This is a genomic window from Mucilaginibacter sp. GW822-FHT03E02 (assembly GCF_058801545.1).
In genome coordinates this window covers 3,867,460-3,889,765 of sequence record NZ_JBXANJ010000001.1, presented here as the reverse complement: position 1 = coordinate 3,889,765, position 22,306 = coordinate 3,867,460, and the positions used below count along the sequence as shown (strand labels likewise).

Below are 22,306 nucleotides of genomic sequence, written 5' to 3'. Positions count from 1 at the left end.
GTTTTTAGGCCGGTAGATAATCTACCCGCATATTAATTAGTACCAGCCCGGCCTTCTGATAAGTCCGGTTTTGTCGGTTAATTAAGGCGGTTGATTCCCCTTTTTCGCCCGAAGGCATTTAGCAAAAATATTTTTTAATTTTTCGTTCACCCGTTTTTCCCGGAACCGGTCTTTAGTACAAACCCAATTTATAAACCGATAAACTATGGAGAAAATTTTATTTTACCGGCGGCTACTACTGCCTGTTTTTATTTTTTTATGGGGCACCCAATTTTGCCATGCACAAACGCAAAATACGGGCCCGATAACACTCAAAAAGGCTAATATCAGCTTAGCCGATGTATTTCAATCTGTTAAAAAGCAAACCGGGCTAACCGTTTTTTACAGCAACAATTTATTAAACGACCGGGAACTGGTTACTGTTGATTTTCAGAACGCCAGCGTGCAGGATGTTTTCACTTTTCTTTTAAAAGGCAAAAGCCTGCGCTATGTACTGCGCGACCAGCTTATTGTTATTGAAAAAGCCCCGGTGGAAAAACCGGCCCCCGCACCGCCCAAAAAAGAGCAGGCACAGGCGCCGTTGCCTGATGCTTTGAGGGGTACCATTACCGACGAGAAGGGACTTACCCTGCCTGGCGTAAGTGTCAAAATAAAGGGCACCGGCTTTGGTACCCAATCAGACCTTAATGGTAAGTACGCTCTTAATTTAAAGGGTACCGATAAAACTATAATCACGTTTTCATTTGTAGGATCTAAAACACAGGAATTTGATTTAAAAAACTACCAGCCATCAAATGGTGCTTATGTATTGGATGTAACAATTGGTACCGATAAAACCGCATTGGAAGAGGTTGCCGTTGTTGCATATGGTACCCAGAAAAAGTCGAGCTTAGTAAGTTCTATCACCACCATAAGCCCCAAACAGCTTAAAGGCCCTTCAAGCAACCTTACCACTATGCTGGCCGGTGTGGTACCGGGGATGATATCGTACCAGCGAAGCGGCGAGCCGGGTGCCGATAACGCCCAGTTTTTTATCAGGGGCGTAGGCACATTTGGCGCCGGTAAAGTTGACCCATTGATTTTGATTGACGGTATCGAATCGACACCAACTGATTTGGCCCGTTTGCAGCCGGATGATATTGCCGGTTTTTCGGTACTAAAAGATGCCACCGCGTCATCATTATATGGTGCCCGTGGCGCAAATGGTGTAATCCTGGTAACTACCAAACGGGGCGATATTGGTCCGCTGAGGTTTAACGTACGTGCCGAGAATTCAACATCGTCCAATAACAAAAATATCGACCTGGCCGATAACATAAGTTACATGACACTTGCCAACGAAGCCGTGCTTACCCGTAACCCATTGGGCGCACTACCTTACTCGCAAAATAAAATTGACCACACGGCCAACGGTGATGACCCATTGCTGTATCCCAGCAATAACTGGATAAAACAGTTGATAAAAACCAAAACCAGTAACCAAAGGTTCAACATGAATGCCAATGGCGGGTCCGAAAAAGCCAAGTACTACCTGGCCATGACCTATAATATTGATAACGGCAACCTGGCCGAAAATAGCCTGAACAGTTTTAGCAATAACATTAAGCTGCAATCGTATTCCATTTTATCAAACACCACCATAAACCTTACCAAAACTACCGAAGCCGTAGTAAGTTTAAAAGGTCAGTTTGATAGTTATCATGGCCCAATAGGCGGGGGCGGTTACACTTTTTTAAATGCGTTATGGAGCAATCCGGTAGCATTTCCGGCTATTTACCCCAGTAATTTATTGCCGTATGCCAACCACCCGCTTTTTGGTAATGCTATTATACCGGGTGGCGGCTTGTACATGAACCCATACGCGCAATCGCTGTCGGGTTTCCAAAACACAACCACAAGCACCCTGACGGCTCAGTTAAATTTAAACCAGAAGTTTGATTTTCTTACCCAGGGCTTATCGGCAAGGGTAATGGCCTATACAACGCGTTATTCATCCTTTGCGGTTTCGCGGCAATACAGCCCTTATTACTATCAATCAAACGTGCTCAACGGTCAATTTAATGGTTTAACATTAATTAATAACGGCCAGGCCGGCAGTATAGGTAATATTCCAACTGAGTATTTAACTTACAGCCCCGGTGGAAGCACAAGCAACGCTATTGCCTATGTAGAAACTGCTGTAAACTACAATCGCACATTTGCCGAAAAGCATGCCATCAGTGGTTTGTTAATTGGTACTATGCGTAATTATCTTACTGCCAACGCAGCAACGTTACAGTTATCGTTACCCTCGCGCAACCAGGGCGTATCCGGCAGGTTTACTTACGGATATGACAATCGCTACCTGCTTGAATTTAACTTTGGGTACAACGGATCGGAGCGCTTTGCAAGTAATCACCGGTTTGGTTTCTTCCCATCTGTGGGCGCGGGCTGGGTAGTATCAAACGAAAAGTTTTTTGAACCGATGCTATCAATCATTGATAACCTAAAATTCAGGGCCACTTATGGTTTGGTGGGTAACGACCAGATTGGATCGGCAAATGATAGATTCTTTTACCTGTCTGATGTTAATTTAAACAATGGCAGCCTTGGCCAGTTTGGCACCAATTATACTTACAGCAGGCCTGGTGTGGTTACCAATCGGTATGAAAACCAAAATATTACCTGGGAGCAATCAAGGCAAACCAATTTAGGTATGGATTTAACGATTGCAAAAACCCTTACTTTAGTGGTAGATGCATATCAAAATAAACGCGATAATATCTTAATGGTAAGGAGTACTATCCCTACCTCCATGGGTTTGCAGGCCGATATCTCATCAAACGCCGGTAAGTCATCAAGCAAGGGCGTTGATATCGCTATGGATTATAAGAAAAACTTCAGCAACTCTTTCTGGATCCAATCGCGCGGTACGCTTACTTATGCTAAAAGTAAATTGCTAAAAAACGAAGAACCTGTTTACCCTGCCAACCTGCAATATCTGAGTAAGGTAGGTAATTCATTAAGCCAGATATATGGCCTTGTTGCCGAGCGCCTATTTATTGACGATGTAGATGTAGCCAACTCGCCTGTACAAAGTTTTGGCAGTTACAAAGCCGGTGATATTAAATACCGTGATATGAATGGCGATGGCAAAATATCAAACTCCGATATCGTACCCATAGGTTATCCCCAGGTGCCTGAAATTATTTACGGCTTTGGTTTTTCTGTCGGTTACAAAAATTTTGATATCAGTGCGTTCTTCCAGGGATCGGCCCGGTCATCGTTTGTTATCAATTCGGCAGATATTTCGCCTTTTTACCTGGTAAATGGGTATCAGTCAAGTACTGGTCTTAACACTGGTAATCAAAGCGGCTTGCTTAGTTCAATTGCAAATGATCATTGGTCAGAAGATAGCCGTAACCCTTACGCATTTTGGCCCCGTTTAAGCAATACCATACAGCCAAACAATAGCCAGACAGCAACATCGCCAACATCAACATGGTGGTTGCGGAATGGTTCGTTTTTACGTTTAAAATCGGCCGAAATTGGTTACAACTTCACCAAAAAACAGCTTAAAAGTATCCACTTAAACAGTGCCCGCCTTTATCTGAACGGCCTGAACCTGTTAACCGTGACCGGCTTTAAGCTGTGGGACCCGGAAATGGGAACATCTGGCCTGGGATACCCAATTCAAAAGGTGTTTAACTTAGGCTTAAGGGTAGAATTTTAAAAGCTTTCAAATCAATTATATGAAAAGTAATTTTATACAAAAAATTAAGCATACAGTATTAAGCCCCGCACCTAAAGGGTATATCGCCCTGCTATCGGTGGCTTTAATGATAATTTTGCCGGTATCATCCTGCAAAAAATCATTCCTGGATGTTGTTCCTGATAACGTATCAACAATAGCCAACGCTTTTGTTTCAAAAACCGAGGCAGAAAAGTACCTGTTTACGTGCTACTCTTACCTGCCTACAGAAACCGACCCTACCTATAACGTAGGCCTTACTGCCGGCGATGAGGTTTGGGTAGAAGATCCGGCCGGGCACATCCGCCCAACAAACGTACTACAGCTGCCAAGGGGCTTCCAAAACTCGTCAGACCCAATTGCCAATTATATGAACGGCACTCGGGATGCTGCCGCGAATTACAAGGCTATACGCGATTGTAACGTTTTTATTGAAAATGTAAGCGATGTGACAAAGGTACGCGACCTGGATATTGACACCCGCGAACGCTGGATTGCCGAAGCGCAGTTTCTGAAAGCCTTCTATCATTTTCAAATGTTCAGAGCTTATGGCCCCATCCCTATTATCGACAAAAACCTGGCTATTGACGCATCAATAGACGAGGTGAGGGTAAAACGCCGCCCGGTTGATGAAGTGGTAAATTATATAGCCGGTTTATATGACCTGGCCGCGGCAAAACTGCCCCTAAGCATCAGGAATGAAGGCAGCGAACTGGGCCGTGTTACCAAAGGAGCAGCGCTCAGCATGAAAGCAAAGTTGCTGGTTACCGCTGCAAGCCCGTTGTTTAATGGTAACCCCGATTACAGTTCATTCAAGAATAAAGATGGCGAACAACTATTTAACCCTGCCTACAGTGCTCAAAAATGGCAGCTGGCGGCCGATGCCTGTAAAGCGGCAATTGATTTTTGCGAGGCCCAAAACATACAGTTATATACTTTCCCGGCGCCAACTACCCCGCTTAGCCAAACAACTATGACGCAAATGAGCATCAGGAACGCGATGAGCGAAAAATGGAACGATGAGCTGATATGGGGATTAACCGCAAATAATAACATCGGCTATAATTCATTCTTCCAGTCGATGTGCGCGGGTCAGTATGATTTTAATAATGCTGATGCCGCAAAATCGGCAAACCGCCCGTTGATGGGGCCTACCATAAAAATGGCCAAAATGTTTTATACCAAAAACGGGGTGCCTATTAATGAAGATAAAACGCTTGATTTTACCAACATAGCGCAATTGCGTGTGGGCACTCACGATGAGCGTTTTAATATCAAAGAGGGCGAAACCACCGCGCGGTTAAATTTTGACCGCGAGCCCCGTTACTATGCCGACCTTGGATTTGACCGCGGTGTATGGTATATGGCCAACAGCCCTACCAAAACCGACGAAAATACCTGGTGGATGAAAGCACGTGGTGCCGAAGTTGGCCAGTCGTCGCCAATACCAATTGCGGGCTTTTATATGAAAAAAGCGCTTAACTGGCACTATGAGTGGGCAACAGTTACCTACATCAATTATCCATGGCCCGAAATGCGCCTTTCTGATTTGTATTTGTTATACGCTGAAGCGCTGAACGAAGCACAGGGGCCGGTAGCCGATGTATATACTTACGTAAACCGTATAAGGGCAAGGGCTGGCTTGCCTACCGTTCAGGATTCATGGTCAAACTATAGCATTAATCCAACCAAATACACTACCAAAGACGGAATGCGGTCAATCATTCAGCGCGAACGCGCCGTTGAACTTTGTTTTGAAGGACATCGCTTTTGGGATCTTTTGCGCTGGAAAACTGCAGGTGTTGAACTTAACGGCAACGTAACGGGATGGTCGATTAGCGAAAATTCGCCCGAATTGTATTATCGTGAAAGGTCCATCTATTCAAGGCATTTTGTGATCCCGCGCGATTATTTATGGCCAATACAGGAAAGCGACCTGCTGGTTAATCAAAACCTGGTGCAAAACCCTAACTGGTAAATGTATAGCAACAATATGTTTAATATTAAAAACATTAAAATGGAAAAAATGAAATTACGAGTTGCCTTCTATATCGGCCTATTAGCAATAATAGTAACCGGCTGCAAGCAGGAAACCCTCAATAAACCTACAGTAACCAATAACAACGCCCCCGGCGTAGTTAGCAACGTACAGGTACAAAACCAAAACGGCGAAGCCAGTTTAACATATACGCTGCCCACCGATGCCGATCTTTTTTACGTAAAGGCTGTTTATGAAACCTCGCCGGGTAAAACACGCGAAGTTATTGCATCGCACTATACAAACACTTTAACGGTGGATGGCTTTGGCGATACCCTGGCACACGTTGTAAAACTATATGCCGTAAATTCAAGTGAAAAGGCCTCAGCACCTGTTACGGTTACAGTTAACCCCTTAACCCCGCCATTCATACTTGCGTTCCGGTCGCTTAAGGTTACCGCTACTTTTGGTGGTTTTAATGTAACCTGCGATAACCCTAACAAAGACAACCTTGCTATTGTACCTATGGTTGATACCGCTAATAACAACCAATTTGTGCAGCCAACGGGAATGGATAATATTTACAGTAACAGCGTTTTAATTAAAGCGGCTGTCAGAGGCCAGCCCGCTGTTGAACGGAAGTACGCATTTTTTGTAAGAGACAGATTTTTAAATCGTTCCGATACTTTATTTCTAACACTTACACCGTTTTACGAAGAGCAATTTTCAAAATCTGATTGGTCGCCATATGTATTGCCGGGCGATGCTACCAACCTGTATTCATATACCGATCTTACCAAGATTTGGGATGGCAACTTTACCGGCGGCTGGCCAAATTGTTTATTTACTGTTGAAAGCGCGGGCAGCCCGCAAATGGTAACGTTTGATTTAGGTAAGCAAAGGATATTGAGCCGCTTTATCATGAACCCGTTCCTGGAGATTGGTAACGTATACTATGTGAGGGGTAATTTAAAAGACTTTGAAATATGGGGATCAAATGCACCCAATGTAAACGGTGCACTGGATGGCTCATGGACCAAACTGCTAACCTGTAATATTATAAAACCATCCGGATCGCCATCGGGTACAGAAACAGCTGCCGATACCAAATATGGACATGATGGCTGGGGCTTTGATTTTCCGGCAGGGATAGGCGCTTACCGGTATATCAGGATCAGGAGCCTGCACAACTGGACAGGATCATACTTTATGAGTATCAGTGAATTTACCCTATTTGGAAAGTAGTAAATGTTTGCAAGCATTTTTTCAATTAAATTTTGATTATGAAACATTATAAAATAACATCATACTTCATTTTAGTGTTAACGGCATTTGTTATGGGTGCCTGCACTAAAATGGATGATTACAAAAAAAAATACGAGCCCAACGGCGCTATCATATACCCGGGCAAGCTCGACTCGGTACAGGTTTTTTCGGGAAAAAACCGGGTATTATTAACCGGACTTTTTACATCCGATCCCAAAATTGTTAAGTACACGGTGTATTGGAACAGCAAACAGGATTCGATAGTTACACCGGTAACCCGTACATCGGGCGTTGATACGGCGAGGCTATATATCCCCGGTTTACCCGAGGGTGTCATGACCTTCGAGATCCGGACGTATGATAATGCAGGGCACATATCTATCCCGGTTACCTTAGCCGGCAACGTATATGGCAGCCTGTACCAAAGCTCGCTCATTAACCGCGGCATAGCCAAGGCCGAATTACAAACAGACGGATCGGCCCTGATTAACTGGGCCGATGTTAATGCTGATGACGGTTTAATTTCGATGCAAATTAAATATACCGATGCTGCAAGCAAGCAACACGATACCTTAATAACATCGGTACCATCAGGCTTAAGCACATCCCTGCCTAAATTTAAAGCAGGTAGCTCTATTAGCTATCGCACAGCTTTTAAACCAAACAAAACGGCTATTGATACTTTTTATGTAGATTACCAAAGCCATAGTGTAAAGGCCGAGGTAACCAGCATATATTTATCAAATACATCAAGTTCTTTTCAAAGAGCTACCTTTGATGGAAGATGGGGAACACTTGCCGCGCCATGGATTACCAATGCAGCTGCTAAAAATAAAGACAATGGTGTTAACGGCGGCTATAGCTCAGATGCCGGAGGAGTTATTAACTGGGAAACCTGGGGCAATACACCTGTAGTAAACGGTATCATTTATCAGCCTACGTCTTCGGCATTGCCTGCAGGCGATTATATTGTATCATTTGATGCCTATTCAGAAGTTCAGTCCAATTCTTCTGTTTATTGTATAGCCGCGGCAGGCGGAAACGGCCTCCCGGTACTTGCCAACCTTTCTACCGCATTAGGGTATGTTGGTATGTACAATAGCGCCAACGTAGGCGGAACGAGCCCAAATTCAAGGGAAGTAAGAAGCTTTACGTTTACACTTACCACCCCGCAGGTGGTATCAATTGGATTTTTAGGAAACATTGTTGGCAATGGCAACCCAGGCAGCTATTTCCAGGTGTTTAACATCAAATTATATAAAAACTAAACTCCTAATTCCCCTTAACAAAAAGGCCGTCTCATATGTAAATATGGGGCGGCTTTTTATTTTATCTATTCCAAGCGCCAAATAGTTGTCTTTCGTTTTGTTGTTGCATTGGCCAACCTTATTGTTGGATGTGACGTTACCGGAACAAACTGAAAATATGACACTTGTATCTCCTTTAGCAGTGTTACACATAGTTAAAGATACCGCTAAAAATCATTTTTTTTTAATTTTATTACTAAGCATAATGTGCCATTGGACGATAATAATCAGCCACGGATAGCTTTCTTCCGCCAGAGCCTACGGGATTTTATTCCGACGAAAAATCATCTATCATATTAAATGTGGGCACAAAGTACAAACTACCTGTTTTGGCGGTGCTAAAATCTAATATCCTGTCGTAATTTCCAACGGGCGAGCCAATAAACATGTTATTCAACATTTTTTTAACGGTACTGAATGTGCTTGCATAAGCTATAAAATAAGTACCCATCTCATTGGCCGACATATTGCCAAAAGGCATATTATCACGAACAATTTTAAGCTCATCGCCAACATTGGCAAGGGCGATATGCGAGTTTGAAGGTTTTACATCGTCATCCATTTCTATATCATTTGATTTGGAGCGGCCAATTACTTTTTCCTGTTGTTCGGTCGACAGCCCTTTCCAGGCTGTTAAATCATGGATGTATTTTTGTACAAAAAGGTAGCTTCCTGCTTTATAAACAGAATCTTCATCCCCTATCATACTAAAAAGTTCCCTATCCGGGCCCTGCGGGTTTTCTGTACCATCAACAAAACCCAAAATGGAACGGCTGTCCCAATATCTGAAACCATGAATTTCATCGGTACTGACGGCCACGGGGCTTAAAACATCTGTTATTGCCGATGCCATATCATAACATATGCTTGTAGTATCGGCCCTGATATGAAAATGCAAATCTCCTTTGGTAGAAACCGCAGTATGTTTGGCGCCAACAATGGGAGCAAAAGTCGCCAGTTCTTTAGGTAAGGGAACCGGGAGCTGAAGCCGAAGCCAGGCATCATACCCAATACCCATTACACAACTTGCCCTGGAAACCGGGAAACGCACATTGGCAGAATTATTAAGATTGATAAGCAGCTTGCAAAGCTTTTTAAAAGTATCGCCAACCGCCGGGTTATCCTTAAACTCCCAAACCATAAATATGGTATTTTCATTGGTGTAGTCTGTTACATTCTGCGAATCTGGTTTCATCGGCTATAATATATCCTTGTTGTGAGTTACGAAAATAAAAAATCCCGGCTGCTTTAATACAGAATGACTATTACAATTTTTGATAAAAGATGAGATCTTTTATTGATGATATTTCCTTTTGTGGTCATGAGGCCGGAAACCCAGGGTCCTTTTATGGTGGGTTACATTGTGCCGTTAATTGCAAAAATTCTACATAGATATGGTCATTTCAAAAATATTTTCCAAATATTAATGTTGCCTTTTGCAAATTAAGCACGATTGCATAGATTTCCGGAACTTCAAAAATAGCGCGATAGCATCCCTTCTTATTCCTGCCATAATTCTATGCTTTCCGTTATCTTTGCGCACAATTCAATATTCCCATACTGTGATTAATGTTAACAACATCTCCGTTTCATTTGGCGGAACCACCTTATTCAACGACGTGACCTTCTCCATAAACGAGAACGATAAGATTGCCCTGATGGGTAAAAACGGCGCAGGCAAATCCACCATCCTCAAGATCATTGCCGGCGCGGCCAAACCTACTACCGGCAATGTAACCGGCCCCAAAGACGCGGTAATAGCATATTTGCCACAGCATTTGCTCACCCACGATAACGTTACCGTTTTTGAAGAAACGATGAAAGCTTTTGAAGAGGCCAACCAGATGCAAAAAGAGCTGGATGAGTTGAATGAGCAGCTCACTATCCGTACCGATTACGATAGCGATGATTACATGAAGCTGATTGAACGGGTATCGGAACTAAGCGAGAAATTTTATTCGCAGGAGGAGGTTAACTATGATGCGGAGGTTGAAAAGGTGCTAAAAGGCTTAGGTTTTGAACGCAAAGACTTTACCCGCCAAACTGCCGAGTTTTCGGGCGGTTGGCGTATGCGCATCGAGCTGGCCAAAATTCTATTAAAAAAACCAGACCTGATCCTACTTGATGAGCCTACAAACCATATGGATATCGACAGTATACAATGGCTGGAAGATTTCCTGATCACCTCGGCAAAAGCGGTCATCGTCATCTCGCACGACCGTGCTTTTGTAGATAATGTTTCCAACCGGACCATCGAGGTAACGATGGGCAGAATATACGATTATAAGGCCAAATACAGTCATTACCTACAGTTGCGTGCCGACCGCCGGGTGCACCAATTAAAAGCCTACGAGGAACAACAGCGTTTTATTGCCGATAACCAGGAATTTATAGATCGGTTCAGAGGCACCTACTCCAAAACATTACAGGTGCAATCGCGTGTAAAAATGCTCGAAAAGCTCGAGATCATCGAGATTGATGAGGTAGATACTTCGGCCTTACGATTGAAGTTTCCACCCTCGCCTCGTTCTGGCCAGTACCCGGTGATGGTTGAGGAGCTGACAAAAACTTATGGCGACCACGTAGTATTCCAGAAAGCAGCAATGGTTATTGAGCGTGGCGAAAAAGTGGCTTTTGTTGGTAAAAATGGGGAAGGCAAATCGACTATGATCAAAGCCATCATGGGCGAGATTGATTTTGAAGGAACATTAAAAGTAGGTCACAATGCAAAGATCGGGTACTTCGCCCAAAACCAGGCTTCTTTGTTAGACGAAAGTTTAACAGTATTTGAAACCATTGACCAGATTCCCTTAAGTGATGGCACAATAAAGATTAAAGATTTGTTGGGAGCATTTATGTTCAGCGGCGACGATACCACAAAAAAGGTAAAAGTACTTTCGGGCGGCGAGAAGACTCGCCTGGCCATGATCAAGCTGTTGTTGGAGCCTGTAAACGTGTTGATCCTGGATGAGCCAACTAACCATTTGGATATGAAGACCAAGGATATTATCAAAGATGCCCTGAGAGATTTTGATGGAACCCTGATTTTGGTATCGCACGACCGGGATTTCCTGGACGGCCTTGTAAAAAAGGTATTCGAGTTTGGCAACAAACGCGTTCGCGAACATTTTGAGGATATCAAAGGGTTTTTAGCCTACAAGAAAATGGATAGCTTAAAGCAAATTGAGCAAAGCTAAATGATACCGCTATTTAGGATTAATTGAAATACCCTTTTCCTCACGAATAAGTTGAAAAATGTGGTCTGGACGCACTATTACATAATCTTCATTAAGTGAATTAGCCACATTTTTAAAACTTGTTGGCGTTACACCCTGCCAGGGTTGCGCCTGTATGATCATGAAACGTGGCGAGGTTTTGTCCCAACCGGCGGAAGCCCGGGCGATATGATCTTTCATAGCCTGTTCATTTGTACAGTAGTTACAGGTAAGCGCCATTCCCGGTAGGCTGTCGTTATAAATAGTAAGCCCGCCTCCCGTGTTCTGGGCAGTTACACCAAGCAAGGATTTTGCCTGGCCTTCATAGATGTTCCCGACATTAGCATTAATACCACCAGTAATCGTATTCCAAATGGTGATTACCCTTAAACCGGCCCGGGCGTTATAATCTTCCGTTTTAGCAACAAACTGCTTCAGCAAGTTTTCATCTGTCCACGTATTAGGGTAAGTATAACCATAGCCGGAAGGACCCGAAATCAGGTTATCATTGCTGGTGGAAGTTTGCCAATAATAATTAAGTGCACCCGGCATTGCATCCAACATAGCAGGCGACACTGTCCATCCCATTGGAACGGCACCCCGGTCCGGATTATTCCAAAGCTTGCGCATCAAATGTTCTGTAAACTGCAAATTGTCTCCGTCACTCAATATAAATGCAACATAAATTTTATTTTTAAGCGCTGGCCTGGGAGGGATTGGTTTTATTTTTACATTTCTGGAAGTACCACTGTGTACCGTTAGGTTAGAGCACCAATCACTTGCAACGGTTGCAATACCATATTTTGAGGCCCTTTGCACCCCTGGTCCTTCCTGTGGCCACCAGCCCATAAAGATAGCCCCGGGAGACATTGAGGATAGAAATTTGTTTAGCAATTCACTTTCACCGGCTACGTCAGGATCGAGCCATACTACTGCCGAGCCCAACGCTACCGCATACTCACGAAGGGCTGCTTTATGCGCATTAGGGTTTAGCCCCATTAATAAACGGTGATCAATATTTGGCCAATATGTATCATATAGCGATTGATAAACTTCCAGCTTACTGCTAAATTTCCCCTGCAAATCAAGTAACACGGGCAAATTATAAGGGGGAGCAGTTAATTTGGCCAGCAACAACGGCGAGGCAATCAGTGCGCCTTTACTTTTTGCAATTACCGTGGCCAGGTTAATTGTATGTTCCTGCGCGGGATCATAAACAATCAAACCTGAAATTTCGCTCCGGTATTTAGCAATCAAATCCCATTTGTCTGCAGGTTCAGACCAGCTTAAACCCAGGGATTGCAACCAGGTATGCGGCCCTTCGGCGAAAGCATCACCCTCATAGGAGAATATACGTGGCTTAGTCTTGTTTACGATGCCCTTTAACGAAGCAAACAGGTACATTTCTGCCGAAGAGTAAGGAGAGTTTTCACGAAGCGTAATAAAATCCTGAACCTTTGCAGGCGCTGGGAAAGACGGAAGCAACTGATTAGCCGGCCATTTGACCTGGCCTATGGACGGCGCGCTAAACAAATAAAACAAAAGAAAGCATACTGCTTTAATTGTAAGCATTTTGATGGGGCTTTTCATATGGTAGGTATCATAGTAACGTAAATCACGTTTGCCGAAATTAACATATATTAAAGGTATTTACAACGTTCCTCTATTACGCAAAAAGCCCGGTAATTATGGTTAATTACCGGGCTCTGAGTGGTCCCGACGAATCTCTCTTGTAACATTTCATTTGTATAATGTTGTAAAAAGGAGCAAATAGCCAGTACATGGGTTACGAGACTATTTTAAGACATTTTGTTCATTTATAAAAATAAGTGAAAAATGAGTAACTAAAAGATTGTATGAAAATTTGTATGGCAACCTTTATTCCTTTTATCTCTATCGCATTTTCGATCAATAGATGATAATGTTTTATAAACCTTATTATTGCTTAACTTTCCATAATTTCAATTTAGACATTTACCTTAAGGTTATAATTTATTAATGCCAACAAAGTTTTTTACAAATCGAGAAGAGAAAAGCTTATTTAAAAAGTTTAAAGGAGCCGTTGAGCACATGGCTGATATTTATGCTTTTCATGCAGTAGTAGGCTATTTTCGGGCGTCTGGCTATTTCCCCATTCGCGAACATTTACACAAAGTACCTGAGGTAAAAATATTAGTCGGTATTAACGTAGACCAAATAAGTGCCGAATCTAAACGAAGGGGTTTGTTATTTTTTGGCGATCCCGAACGTACGCGAGAAGAGTTTGTTAAATTGATGCGCCAGGACATACGTGAGGCTGAATATAGTAAAGAAGTCGAAGACGGTATAATGCTTTTTATGGAAGATGTTATTGATAAAAAGATACACATCAAAGTACATAAGACAAAAAAGCTTCATGCTAAAATTTACATTTTTTTACCGAAGAACTTCAATGAATATAGTGGAGGTGAGGTTATTACTGGCTCGTCAAATCTGACCGATGCAGGGTTAGGAATAAAAAATGAAGGCAATTATGAATTTAACGTTGCGCTTAGAGATTATGAAGAAGTTGCTTTCGCTGAATCAGAGTTCCAAAAACTTTGGGAAGAAGGTGAAGATGTTTTGCCTATTGATGTAAATCGTGTTAAAGATGGTAGCCACATTGGACAATTATATAAACCATTCGAAATTTACATTAAACTATTAATTGAATATTTTGGGAAAAATATTGAGTACGACCCTGATTCGGTTGGAGATCTTCCTAAAAATTTTAAAAAACTAACGTATCAGATTGATGCCGTTAATCAAGGTTACAGCATGCTACTGGAGCATAATGGTTTTATGTTGGCCGATGTCGTTGGTTTAGGTAAAACTATCATTGCAACATTAGTTGCTAAACGGTTCTTAATATCAAACGGTACATTAAATACAAAAATATTAATAGTTTATCCTCCGCATTTAGAGCAAAATTGGAAAAGTACTTTTAGCCAATTTGGCCTCGACAAACATGTTCGTTATATTAGCAATGGAAGTTTGCATAAAATAATTGAACACAAAAACGATGACTATTGGCCAAAAGAGGATTATGATTTAATATTGGTCGACGAGGCCCATAAATTCAGAAATCATAAGGCTCAAATGTTTCAGCAACTTCAACTAATATGTAAAACTCCACGTGCAGTTGAGGGTAATGTATTAGGATTGCGAAAAAAGGTGATTTTAATTTCAGCTACACCTTTAAATAACCGACCGGAAGATATTTACTACCAACTCCAATTATTTACTGATGCCCGAAAATCAACACTTCCTGTAACTAATTTGCAAGGTTTCTTTGCTCCCCTAATAAAAAAATATAAAGAGGTACTAGCAGCAGCGAAGGTTACCGGAAAACCTGACATTGGTGAATTGAGAAAAATATATGGCCTTATTCGCGAAAAAGTTTTACAACCGATTACAGTACGACGTACTCGAACTGACGTTGAATCATACGGTGCTTATAAAAAGGATCTGGACGAACAAGGAATCAAATTTCCGGCAATTAATCCGCCAATATCAATAGAATATAAACTCGGCCCCCAATTGGGAGAGTTGTTTATTAACACAATTGATTATTTGGTTAATAAAATCGCTTATTATAGATATAGGGCGATAGAACATCTTCTGCCCGAGATTCAAAAAAAATATTATACGCAGGCGGAAACAGCATCAAAAACCCTTGCATACATCATGATGACCCAATTGGTGAAACGGTTGGAAAGTTCTTTTGATGCTTTTAAGATTTCCTTGGATCGCTTTCACCTTTCCACTGCGCGGATGATAGAAATGTTTGAGAAGGGGAAAATCTATGTCGCACCCGATGCTCAGATAAATGATTTAATGAACAAGGGTTGGGACGAAGAACAAATTGATGAGAAGGTGTTAGAACTTTCGATAGATAATCCCAAAAATCAAATATTTGTGCCGCAGGACTTTGATGATAAATTTTTAGCATTATTAAAGGATGACCTTGTAGCAATAGATACTATTTGTAAACAATGGAAAAAAACACATGCCGATCCTAAAATAGACGTATTTAAAAAATTATTAAATCAGGAACTATTAAGGAAGGACTATAACCCATCAGGTAAGTTGGTAATTTTCACTGAATCAAAAGACACAGCAAGATATCTTTTTAAAGAATTTAGCCAATGGGGTTACGAAGAGCAAACTTTAATGATTTCGGCTGATAACCGTAAGTCTATGCAACATCGGATTCTAAGTAATTTTGATGCTAATTTACCGGGTAAACAAGCCGATGAGATTAAATATCTAATTACAACTGAGGTATTAGCAGAAGGTATTAATTTACATCGGGCTAATGTATTGGTTAATTACGACACACCCTGGAACGCAACCCGTTTGATGCAGCGGATTGGTCGGGTTAACCGTATTGGCAGTACAGCCGATGTAATATACAATTACTCATTTTACCCAAGCCGTGAGAGTGATGCATTAATTAGCCTTTATAACAACGCTTACATTAAGCTGCAAGGCTTCCATTCTGCCTATGGTGAAGATGCCCAAGTATATACTCGTGAGGAGGTGTTGGAGCAAGTTACTTTACACATAAAAGGGCTACCGGAAGAAGAAGACAAAAGATTAAAATATCTTGAATTTATTAGGGACTTTAGAAATAAGAACGAAAAGGAGTTTAAGCGCATAGCCCGTTTGCCGTTGAGAGCCAGAACGGCCCGCGACACAGACCAAGCGAACAAACGACAAGTTAAGGGGCAAACTTTAGTGTTTTTAAAATCGGACTACAAAATGGACTTTTTTAAAATTGGTGAAAAAAAAATAGAACCTCTAAGTTTTGTCGAGGCAGCAGAGATTTTTGAAGCCAAACCTAATGAGTTAGCTGCCGATAAATTGCCGTCCTACCATCATCAACAGGTACAAATGGCTGTAAGAAAATTTGAGGAAGACTTGCTTACGCAGTCGGCAGATGCCCTGTCAGGCCCGCAAGCTGATGCTAAAACTAATCAGGCAAAGAAATTTATAAGGGAAGAAAAAGCAGCCAGCACCGACGATAAATTTAGAAAAGCTTGCGAATTGCTTTACAGCCTGCTTGAAACTGGCACATATACAAATCTAGCTACCGAAATTAATCAAATACGTTTAAAATGCGATAAAAATCAGCTATCTACGGCCAAAGCCCATAATCTGATGATGACCTACGCAGTTAAGTATGGCCACCAAGCGAATGAAGATAACGATGATGAGCAACCTGAACTGCCGTTAACTATTACTGACAAGCCCGCTATAATAATATCCGAAACCTTTACTTTATAAATCAAATGTTAAATTCAGAACAGATTAAACCTATTTTAGAGGCTAAATACAACCGCGACGATTGGTATAAAATATTAAGGCAAAATTTTAATGTAAATACACTACGAGAAAACCCTATTGTAAAAGTCTCTGTGACGCAAAATGATTTTGACGCTGTGGCTTATGAATTAGGAACTTTTGATACCTCTAATGGCCATTTGGTGGGTATTTATGAGGTTGATGTGCCCGCTGTAAAACAAATTTATCGTAACAAAGTGGGTTTGCGTAATTTACTAAATAACGTTTACAAAACGGATGTTGATGCCGCATTGATCGTATTTACCCAAGGCGACAAATGGAGATTTAGTTACGTAAGCGAGGTAACAACTCGTAACTCTGAAACCGGCGAACGTGAAAAATTAAAAACTGATCCGAAGCGCTATACTTATCTATTTGGGAAAGACGAGAAGGCCAAAACCGCTGCTGATCGTTTTGCTGATATACAGCAAGAAGATGTAGCTGTGGGCAGGGGTATAACGTTGAAAAGTCTTCAAGACACGTTCAATGTGGAAAAAATGTCGAAGGAGTTTTTTGACAAATATCGCAAGCACTACGGCGCATTCTTAACTTATTTAATTGGTGAAAATGAAGAAGGTAAAGTGTCAGGTATTGCTGCAGAACAGTTCAAAACCGTTTTTAATGCAGATGATAAAAAGGCGCGCGACTTTGTAAAAAAGATGCTCGGCAGGATCGTCTTTTTATACTTTTTAGAAAAGAAAGGCTGGCTTGGTGTGCCCGAACGTGAAAACTGGGGCAAAGGAGATCCGGACTTTTTGAGGAATCTTTTTTATAATAGTAAGGATCAGGAAGGCTTTTATCCACTGGTATTAGAACCATTGTTTCATAATACGCTAAATCAAGTGCGTGATGGGGACTTTTTTGCAATTGACAATAACTTATTTAATGGGATTGAATACAATAAATATAAAATTCCTTTTCTAAATGGCGGCTTATTTGAACCCGAAGCATACAATACAGATTTCTTGGTTTTTCCGGCTGAACTATTTAAAAACCTTTTTGTTTTTTTTGATCGCTATAATTTTACCGTTCATGAAGATAGCCCTCACGAACACACCGTAGCAGTTGATCCTGAAATGCTGGGCCATATTTTTGAAAACCTACTGGAAGATAATAAAGACAAAGGTGCATTTTATACCCCTAAAGAGATTGTGCACTACATGTGCCAGGAAAGCCTAATTGAATACTTATGTACTAAATGTGAAGCGGAAGCAGACGAGAATTTGCGTGCCGGTATTGAAGGATTTATTAAATACCAAGAACTTGGCGGAATTGCTGAACATGATGAAACTATATTGCAGGCCTTGCGCGATGTTAAGATCTGCGATCCGGCTATCGGTTCGGGCGCTTTCCCCATGGGTGTACTATTAGAGATTTTTCATTCGGTTGAAACTCTTTATTACGAATTTGATGCTACTAAAAGAATTTGGGATTTGGAAGATGGCTGGAACCCAGCTAAAGTAAAATTGAGTATAATTGAAAACAGTATCTATGGCGTTGATATCGAACCAGGTGCTGTTGATATTGCCCGTTTACGTTTCTGGTTGAGTTTGGTTGTAGATGAAGTTAAACCACAGCCATTGCCTAATTTGGATTATAAAATTGTTGTTGGCAACAGCTTATTAAGTAAGTTCGAAGAAGACGTTATTGATATTGATTGGGAAGTAAATGCGCGAACAGAAGCTACCAAGAAATTGCAGTTACAGATTCAAGAAAATCTTAAAAAATTGTTTGCAAAGCAAAAACGATTTTTTAGTTATAAGGGTGATAAGAAAACATTGCAAGCGGATATCCGTGACTTGAAAATAGACGTATTGATAAGTCAGCTCGAATTAGATAAATATAAATATGATCAAACTACTGCTAAAACTGGAAGTTTATTTGGAGAAACAAAAAAAGAAACTGTTAAAACCACAGAAATAGCGCTTCAACTTGCGGGATATAATACTGCGATAAAAAAATTAAGGGCGTTAAGGGCTCATCCTGAAAAGCCTCTTATGTTTTTTGATTGGAAGTTGGATTTCTCAGAAGTATTGAATCCTATGTTAAAAGAAAACGAGCGATTAAATTCGTCAATTGGCTTTGACATAGTGATTGGAAATCCACCTTGGGGAGGCGGACTTGATAAAGATCTTGATGCGTTGAAACAAGTGTATCCTGACGCAACCTCAGAACATACGGATAGTTTTAAAATCTTTGTTGATTTGTCATTAAGGTTGTGTAATAGCAATGCGTGTAGTTCCTTAATAATTCCCAACACCATTTTACGTCAGAAACGATTAAAAGATGTTAGAACTCTGATTTTAAAAAAACAAATTATTGCTATCGTAGATCTTGGAGAAAATATTTTTGAAACTGTCATTGCACCATCATGTATAATTCTTATAAAAAACAAAACAGTCGAAAAGTCTCAACTTCAATATAATGATATTTCCAAATGGCCACGAAGTAAAAAGGAAGAGTTACTCAAAAAATTAGACCGAAACTCTCTAATTTATCAAAATTGCTTTAGCTCCAATCAGGACAAGGAGTTTATCAGGCCTACCTTAAGCTTTTCTGTACCTATTATTTCGTTTGGAAGTTTTGATCATTTTACCCTAAAAGATGTGGGCTTGCAATGTCAAAGAGTTAATGTTGGCAAAGAGGCGCGCACGAAAAGTGATTTGGCAAAAAGAATATTTGTTAACGAAAGAATTGGATCCGAACCTGTAATGTATTGGAAAGGTAGAGACTTTGAAAAATATTATATCAAGCCAAATACAGATAGATATTTTAGAAAGGACTTTAAAAACTTTGTCAAGTCAAATGAGATTGTTTATTTTAATGAAACGGTATATAACAGCTCTCCTAAGCTTTTAATTCGCCAAACATCTGATAAAATTATAGCAGCTGTTGATCTAAATAGAAGGTGGTTTGATGGTAGCGTAATCGGATTGATTCCTACTAAAGAATCTGATTACGACATACTTTACATTTTGGGTTTATTTAACTCAACATTATTCCGTTGGTGTTATCAAGAAATAGTAAACGAGGAGGGAAGGGTATTTGCTCAGGTTAAATTATCCAAAGTCAAACAATTGCCCATAAGAAAAATTAATTTCAGCGATAGATATGAACGAAAAATTCATCATTCAATAACGTCGATTGTTTCTTACATTATTTTCGTAAAGACCCAATTTTTAAATAGTCTTTCAGACCAGTTAATCTCTATTTTTGAGCAGGTGCTTGACGGTGTGATTTACGAAGCCTACTTTCCAGAAATATTAAAAGAGCATGGCATAGAAATCATCCGGTTTTTAGATAATTGGCCGAAACTTTCAGACCAACTAATTGATGAAGAAAAAATGGAGATTTGTAAAAACGTATTTGAAAATTTGAAAGATCCACGTAACCAGATTAATACAAATCTCCTTTATATAAAAACGATCATTAAATTCAAAGTAATAGACGGGAAATATGACACCGCAAATGAATAATAAGCTTCTGTTTTTCCTGGTATTATTGCAATAGTAATACCGTTTATTATTCTATTTTTAAATCATGATATTCTTTTTCAGTAAATGGAAAATCAGGATTTATTATTTTAATCTCTTCAAAATTAAAATGGTACAATTTGTAGATAAATGTATTGATTTTTAATTGTAGATGGGCCCTGGCATCATTGAGGACTTCAGTAAATAACAATGATTCAACCAAGCTTATCAGTGCTTTTCTTGTGTATGTTGGTAAGATCGGTATTGGAATGCTTTTAATGATTTCATTATTGATATTTAAATAGCCTCCTGACATTTTTAGCGAATGATAGTTTAATTTTACAAAAAAAGACGCTATATCTGAATTAAGTATCGCGGTAAATATCTTTAAGTTATCAAGCGTGTCTAGAATTATTGTTGTTGATTTTCCTGCTAAATATTCTCCATCGATATCTAAAAAGGCCTCGATATCTGTGGACATCCCGGCGATAATTATTTTAGGGCTTCCGGCTTGAAGCAATCGCGACGGATTTATATTATTTAAATCCGAATTTAAGATGACGGGAAATATGTATGCGCTTTTGATATATTGTGTTCTTCTTGTTCCCCACAACGCAGTCCATTTATCAATCGTCCCTGTGTTGATTAATTTTTTTACATTTTTTTCCCCAGTATGTTCATGCAACTTTTCTTTTATCAAATACGCCTCGTTAACTGTTGCGGCACCCAAAATTGTTAAGCCAGCTATGTTTCCAAGTGTAGATTGATTAGCAATCTTGATTAATATTTTTACATAATCGGCATTGAAGAAATACTTGTCCCAAAATATGTCCTTATAAAACGTTTGGGCATTAATTAGATTTTGTGCTTTGAAAAAGGTAACCGACTCCATTGTAGTCATTGTTACATTTTTTTTAATGTCAGTTTTTCTTAATAAAAAGGTGATTGGATAAACATTCGCTGTTTTAAAAACGTTTAGCGTTGAATAATCTCTGATTTCTAAAATATTGAAACAGCTCAAATGTTTTCTTAAATCTATGGTATAAGTGGCGCTTAAAAGTTTATTAGGTATAATAAAACAAAAGACGCCGTTTTCTGAATTTAATGAAACACCGTTTTCGATAAATGGCACAAAAAGATCCCAATTCCCTTTAGTTGTTGTAAATCTGTTTTTCAGCAACTCCCGGAATTCCGGATCATTATTGACCATGTTTTCTGAATCTACATACGGTGGATTTCCAATCACTATGTCGAAGCCAATTGACGAATTTAATCGCTCGTTACTGTATTTGCAATAATCATATTTTTAATGTCATTGGCCAATTTTCAAATCATATATTGTCTATTTTAACTCACTAAAAAACTTAGACACTATGAAATATGGCTACATCCGAATTAGTACGGACAAACAAACAACTGAAAACCAACGGTTCGAGATTTTAAAATTTGCAAATCTTCGTCAATTAGAAATTGATGAGTGGGTTGAAGAAACAATCAGTTCAACCAAGCGGCTTGATATACGCAAGTTTGGCGAACTTTTACAGCGGATGAAGAAGGGCGACGTTTTAATAGTGTCTGAATTATCGCGGATGGGTCGTAACCTCATGCAGATTATGAAGATATTACATGACTGTATGGAAAAGGATGTAATGGTTTATACGGTAAAAGAAAACTACGAATTAGGGAATAACATTAACTCCAAGGTTTTAGCATTTGCCTTCGGCTTATCGGCAGAGATTGAGCGCAATTTAATTTCGCAGCGTACAAAGGAAGCTTTGGCCAGGCATAAAGCTGAAGGTAAAATATTAGGAAGACCAAAAGGTAGCAAATCACAAATCAGGAAACTGACAGGTAAAGAAGACGATATTAAGATACTGCTTGGCAAAAAGATTTCTCACAGTGCGATCGGACGCATTTTGGGAGTTCATCGAATAACAGTATCTTCATTCGTCAAAGAGTTTAAATAAAACCTA

Annotated in this window: 11 protein-coding genes; 8 read left to right on the top strand and 3 right to left on the bottom strand. The window is 40.2% G+C overall.

Going from position 1 to position 22,306, the window contains the following annotated elements:
- Positions 1 to 205 precede the first annotated feature (205 nt).
- Genes AC1RM2_RS16205 through AC1RM2_RS16190 form a run of 4 tightly spaced genes read left to right on the top strand, consistent with a single transcriptional unit; the run spans position 206 to position 8,242 of the window.
- On the top strand, positions 206 to 3,712 hold the full coding sequence (locus AC1RM2_RS16205) for a TonB-dependent receptor (protein ID WP_492986236.1): 3,507 nt from the start codon (positions 206 to 208) through the stop codon (positions 3,710 to 3,712).
- A 19-nt stretch (positions 3,713 to 3,731) separates the two neighbouring features.
- On the top strand, positions 3,732 to 5,708 hold the full coding sequence (locus AC1RM2_RS16200) for a RagB/SusD family nutrient uptake outer membrane protein (protein ID WP_492986235.1): 1,977 nt from the start codon (positions 3,732 to 3,734) through the stop codon (positions 5,706 to 5,708).
- A gap of 48 nt (positions 5,709 to 5,756) precedes the next feature.
- Positions 5,757 to 6,953 (top strand): DUF5000 domain-containing lipoprotein, encoded by a 1,197-nt coding sequence (locus tag AC1RM2_RS16195; RefSeq protein ID WP_492986234.1) that lies wholly within the window; start codon positions 5,757 to 5,759, stop codon positions 6,951 to 6,953.
- A 38-nt stretch (positions 6,954 to 6,991) separates the two neighbouring features.
- Complete coding sequence (locus AC1RM2_RS16190; protein ID WP_492986233.1) at positions 6,992 to 8,242, top strand: DUF4998 domain-containing protein; 1,251 nt, start codon at positions 6,992 to 6,994, stop codon at positions 8,240 to 8,242.
- A gap of 307 nt (positions 8,243 to 8,549) precedes the next feature.
- Here AC1RM2_RS16190 and AC1RM2_RS16185 read toward each other — a convergent pair whose 3' ends face one another.
- Positions 8,550 to 9,476 (bottom strand): Dyp-type peroxidase, encoded by a 927-nt coding sequence (locus tag AC1RM2_RS16185; protein ID WP_492986232.1) that lies wholly within the window; start codon positions 9,474 to 9,476, stop codon positions 8,550 to 8,552.
- A gap of 367 nt (positions 9,477 to 9,843) precedes the next feature.
- Between AC1RM2_RS16185 and AC1RM2_RS16180 the strand changes: the two genes are divergently transcribed.
- A complete protein-coding gene (locus tag AC1RM2_RS16180) occupies positions 9,844 to 11,478 on the top strand; it encodes an ABC-F family ATP-binding cassette domain-containing protein (RefSeq protein ID WP_492986231.1) in 1,635 nt (544 codons plus the stop codon).
- A 9-nt stretch (positions 11,479 to 11,487) separates the two neighbouring features.
- On the opposite strand, the gene AC1RM2_RS16175 is transcribed toward AC1RM2_RS16180, so the two are convergent.
- Entirely contained in the window at positions 11,488 to 13,086 is a 1,599-nt protein-coding gene (locus AC1RM2_RS16175) for a hypothetical protein (protein WP_492986230.1), read from the bottom strand.
- A gap of 408 nt (positions 13,087 to 13,494) precedes the next feature.
- Here AC1RM2_RS16175 and AC1RM2_RS16170 point away from each other — a divergent pair, with 408 nt between their 5' ends.
- Both AC1RM2_RS16170 and AC1RM2_RS16165 read left to right on the top strand, forming a co-directional pair.
- Positions 13,495 to 16,803, top strand: coding sequence for a helicase-related protein (locus tag AC1RM2_RS16170; RefSeq protein ID WP_492986229.1), 3,309 nt, complete (start codon positions 13,495 to 13,497; stop codon positions 16,801 to 16,803).
- A 5-nt stretch (positions 16,804 to 16,808) separates the two neighbouring features.
- Positions 16,809 to 20,336, top strand: a complete 3,528-nt coding sequence (locus AC1RM2_RS16165; RefSeq protein WP_492986228.1) for an Eco57I restriction-modification methylase domain-containing protein — start codon at positions 16,809 to 16,811, stop codon at positions 20,334 to 20,336.
- A 46-nt stretch (positions 20,337 to 20,382) separates the two neighbouring features.
- Here the strand turns inward: AC1RM2_RS16165 and AC1RM2_RS16160 are convergent, their stop codons facing one another.
- Complete coding sequence (locus tag AC1RM2_RS16160) at positions 20,383 to 21,594, bottom strand: Eco57I restriction-modification methylase domain-containing protein (RefSeq protein ID WP_492988256.1); 1,212 nt, start codon at positions 21,592 to 21,594, stop codon at positions 20,383 to 20,385.
- A 112-nt stretch (positions 21,595 to 21,706) separates the two neighbouring features.
- Between AC1RM2_RS16160 and AC1RM2_RS16155 the strand changes: the two genes are divergently transcribed.
- Positions 21,707 to 22,300, top strand: coding sequence for a master DNA invertase Mpi family serine-type recombinase (locus tag AC1RM2_RS16155; RefSeq protein ID WP_492986227.1), 594 nt, complete (start codon positions 21,707 to 21,709; stop codon positions 22,298 to 22,300).
- Positions 22,301 to 22,306: the final 6 nt, after the last annotated feature.

Coding starts and splice junctions, on each gene's coding strand:
- AC1RM2_RS16205 (WP_492986236.1), top strand. CDS start 206: ATGGAGAAAATTTTATTTTACCGGCGGCTACTACTGCCTGTTTTTATT.
- AC1RM2_RS16200 (WP_492986235.1), top strand. CDS start 3,732: ATGAAAAGTAATTTTATACAAAAAATTAAGCATACAGTATTAAGCCCC.
- AC1RM2_RS16195 (WP_492986234.1), top strand. CDS start 5,757: ATGAAATTACGAGTTGCCTTCTATATCGGCCTATTAGCAATAATAGTA.
- AC1RM2_RS16190 (WP_492986233.1), top strand. CDS start 6,992: ATGAAACATTATAAAATAACATCATACTTCATTTTAGTGTTAACGGCA.
- AC1RM2_RS16185 (WP_492986232.1), bottom strand. CDS start 9,476: ATGAAACCAGATTCGCAGAATGTAACAGACTACACCAATGAAAATACC.
- AC1RM2_RS16175 (WP_492986230.1), bottom strand. CDS start 13,086: ATGAAAAGCCCCATCAAAATGCTTACAATTAAAGCAGTATGCTTTCTT.
- AC1RM2_RS16170 (WP_492986229.1), top strand. CDS start 13,495: ATGCCAACAAAGTTTTTTACAAATCGAGAAGAGAAAAGCTTATTTAAA.
- AC1RM2_RS16165 (WP_492986228.1), top strand. CDS start 16,809: ATGTTAAATTCAGAACAGATTAAACCTATTTTAGAGGCTAAATACAAC.
- AC1RM2_RS16155 (WP_492986227.1), top strand. CDS start 21,707: ATGAAATATGGCTACATCCGAATTAGTACGGACAAACAAACAACTGAA.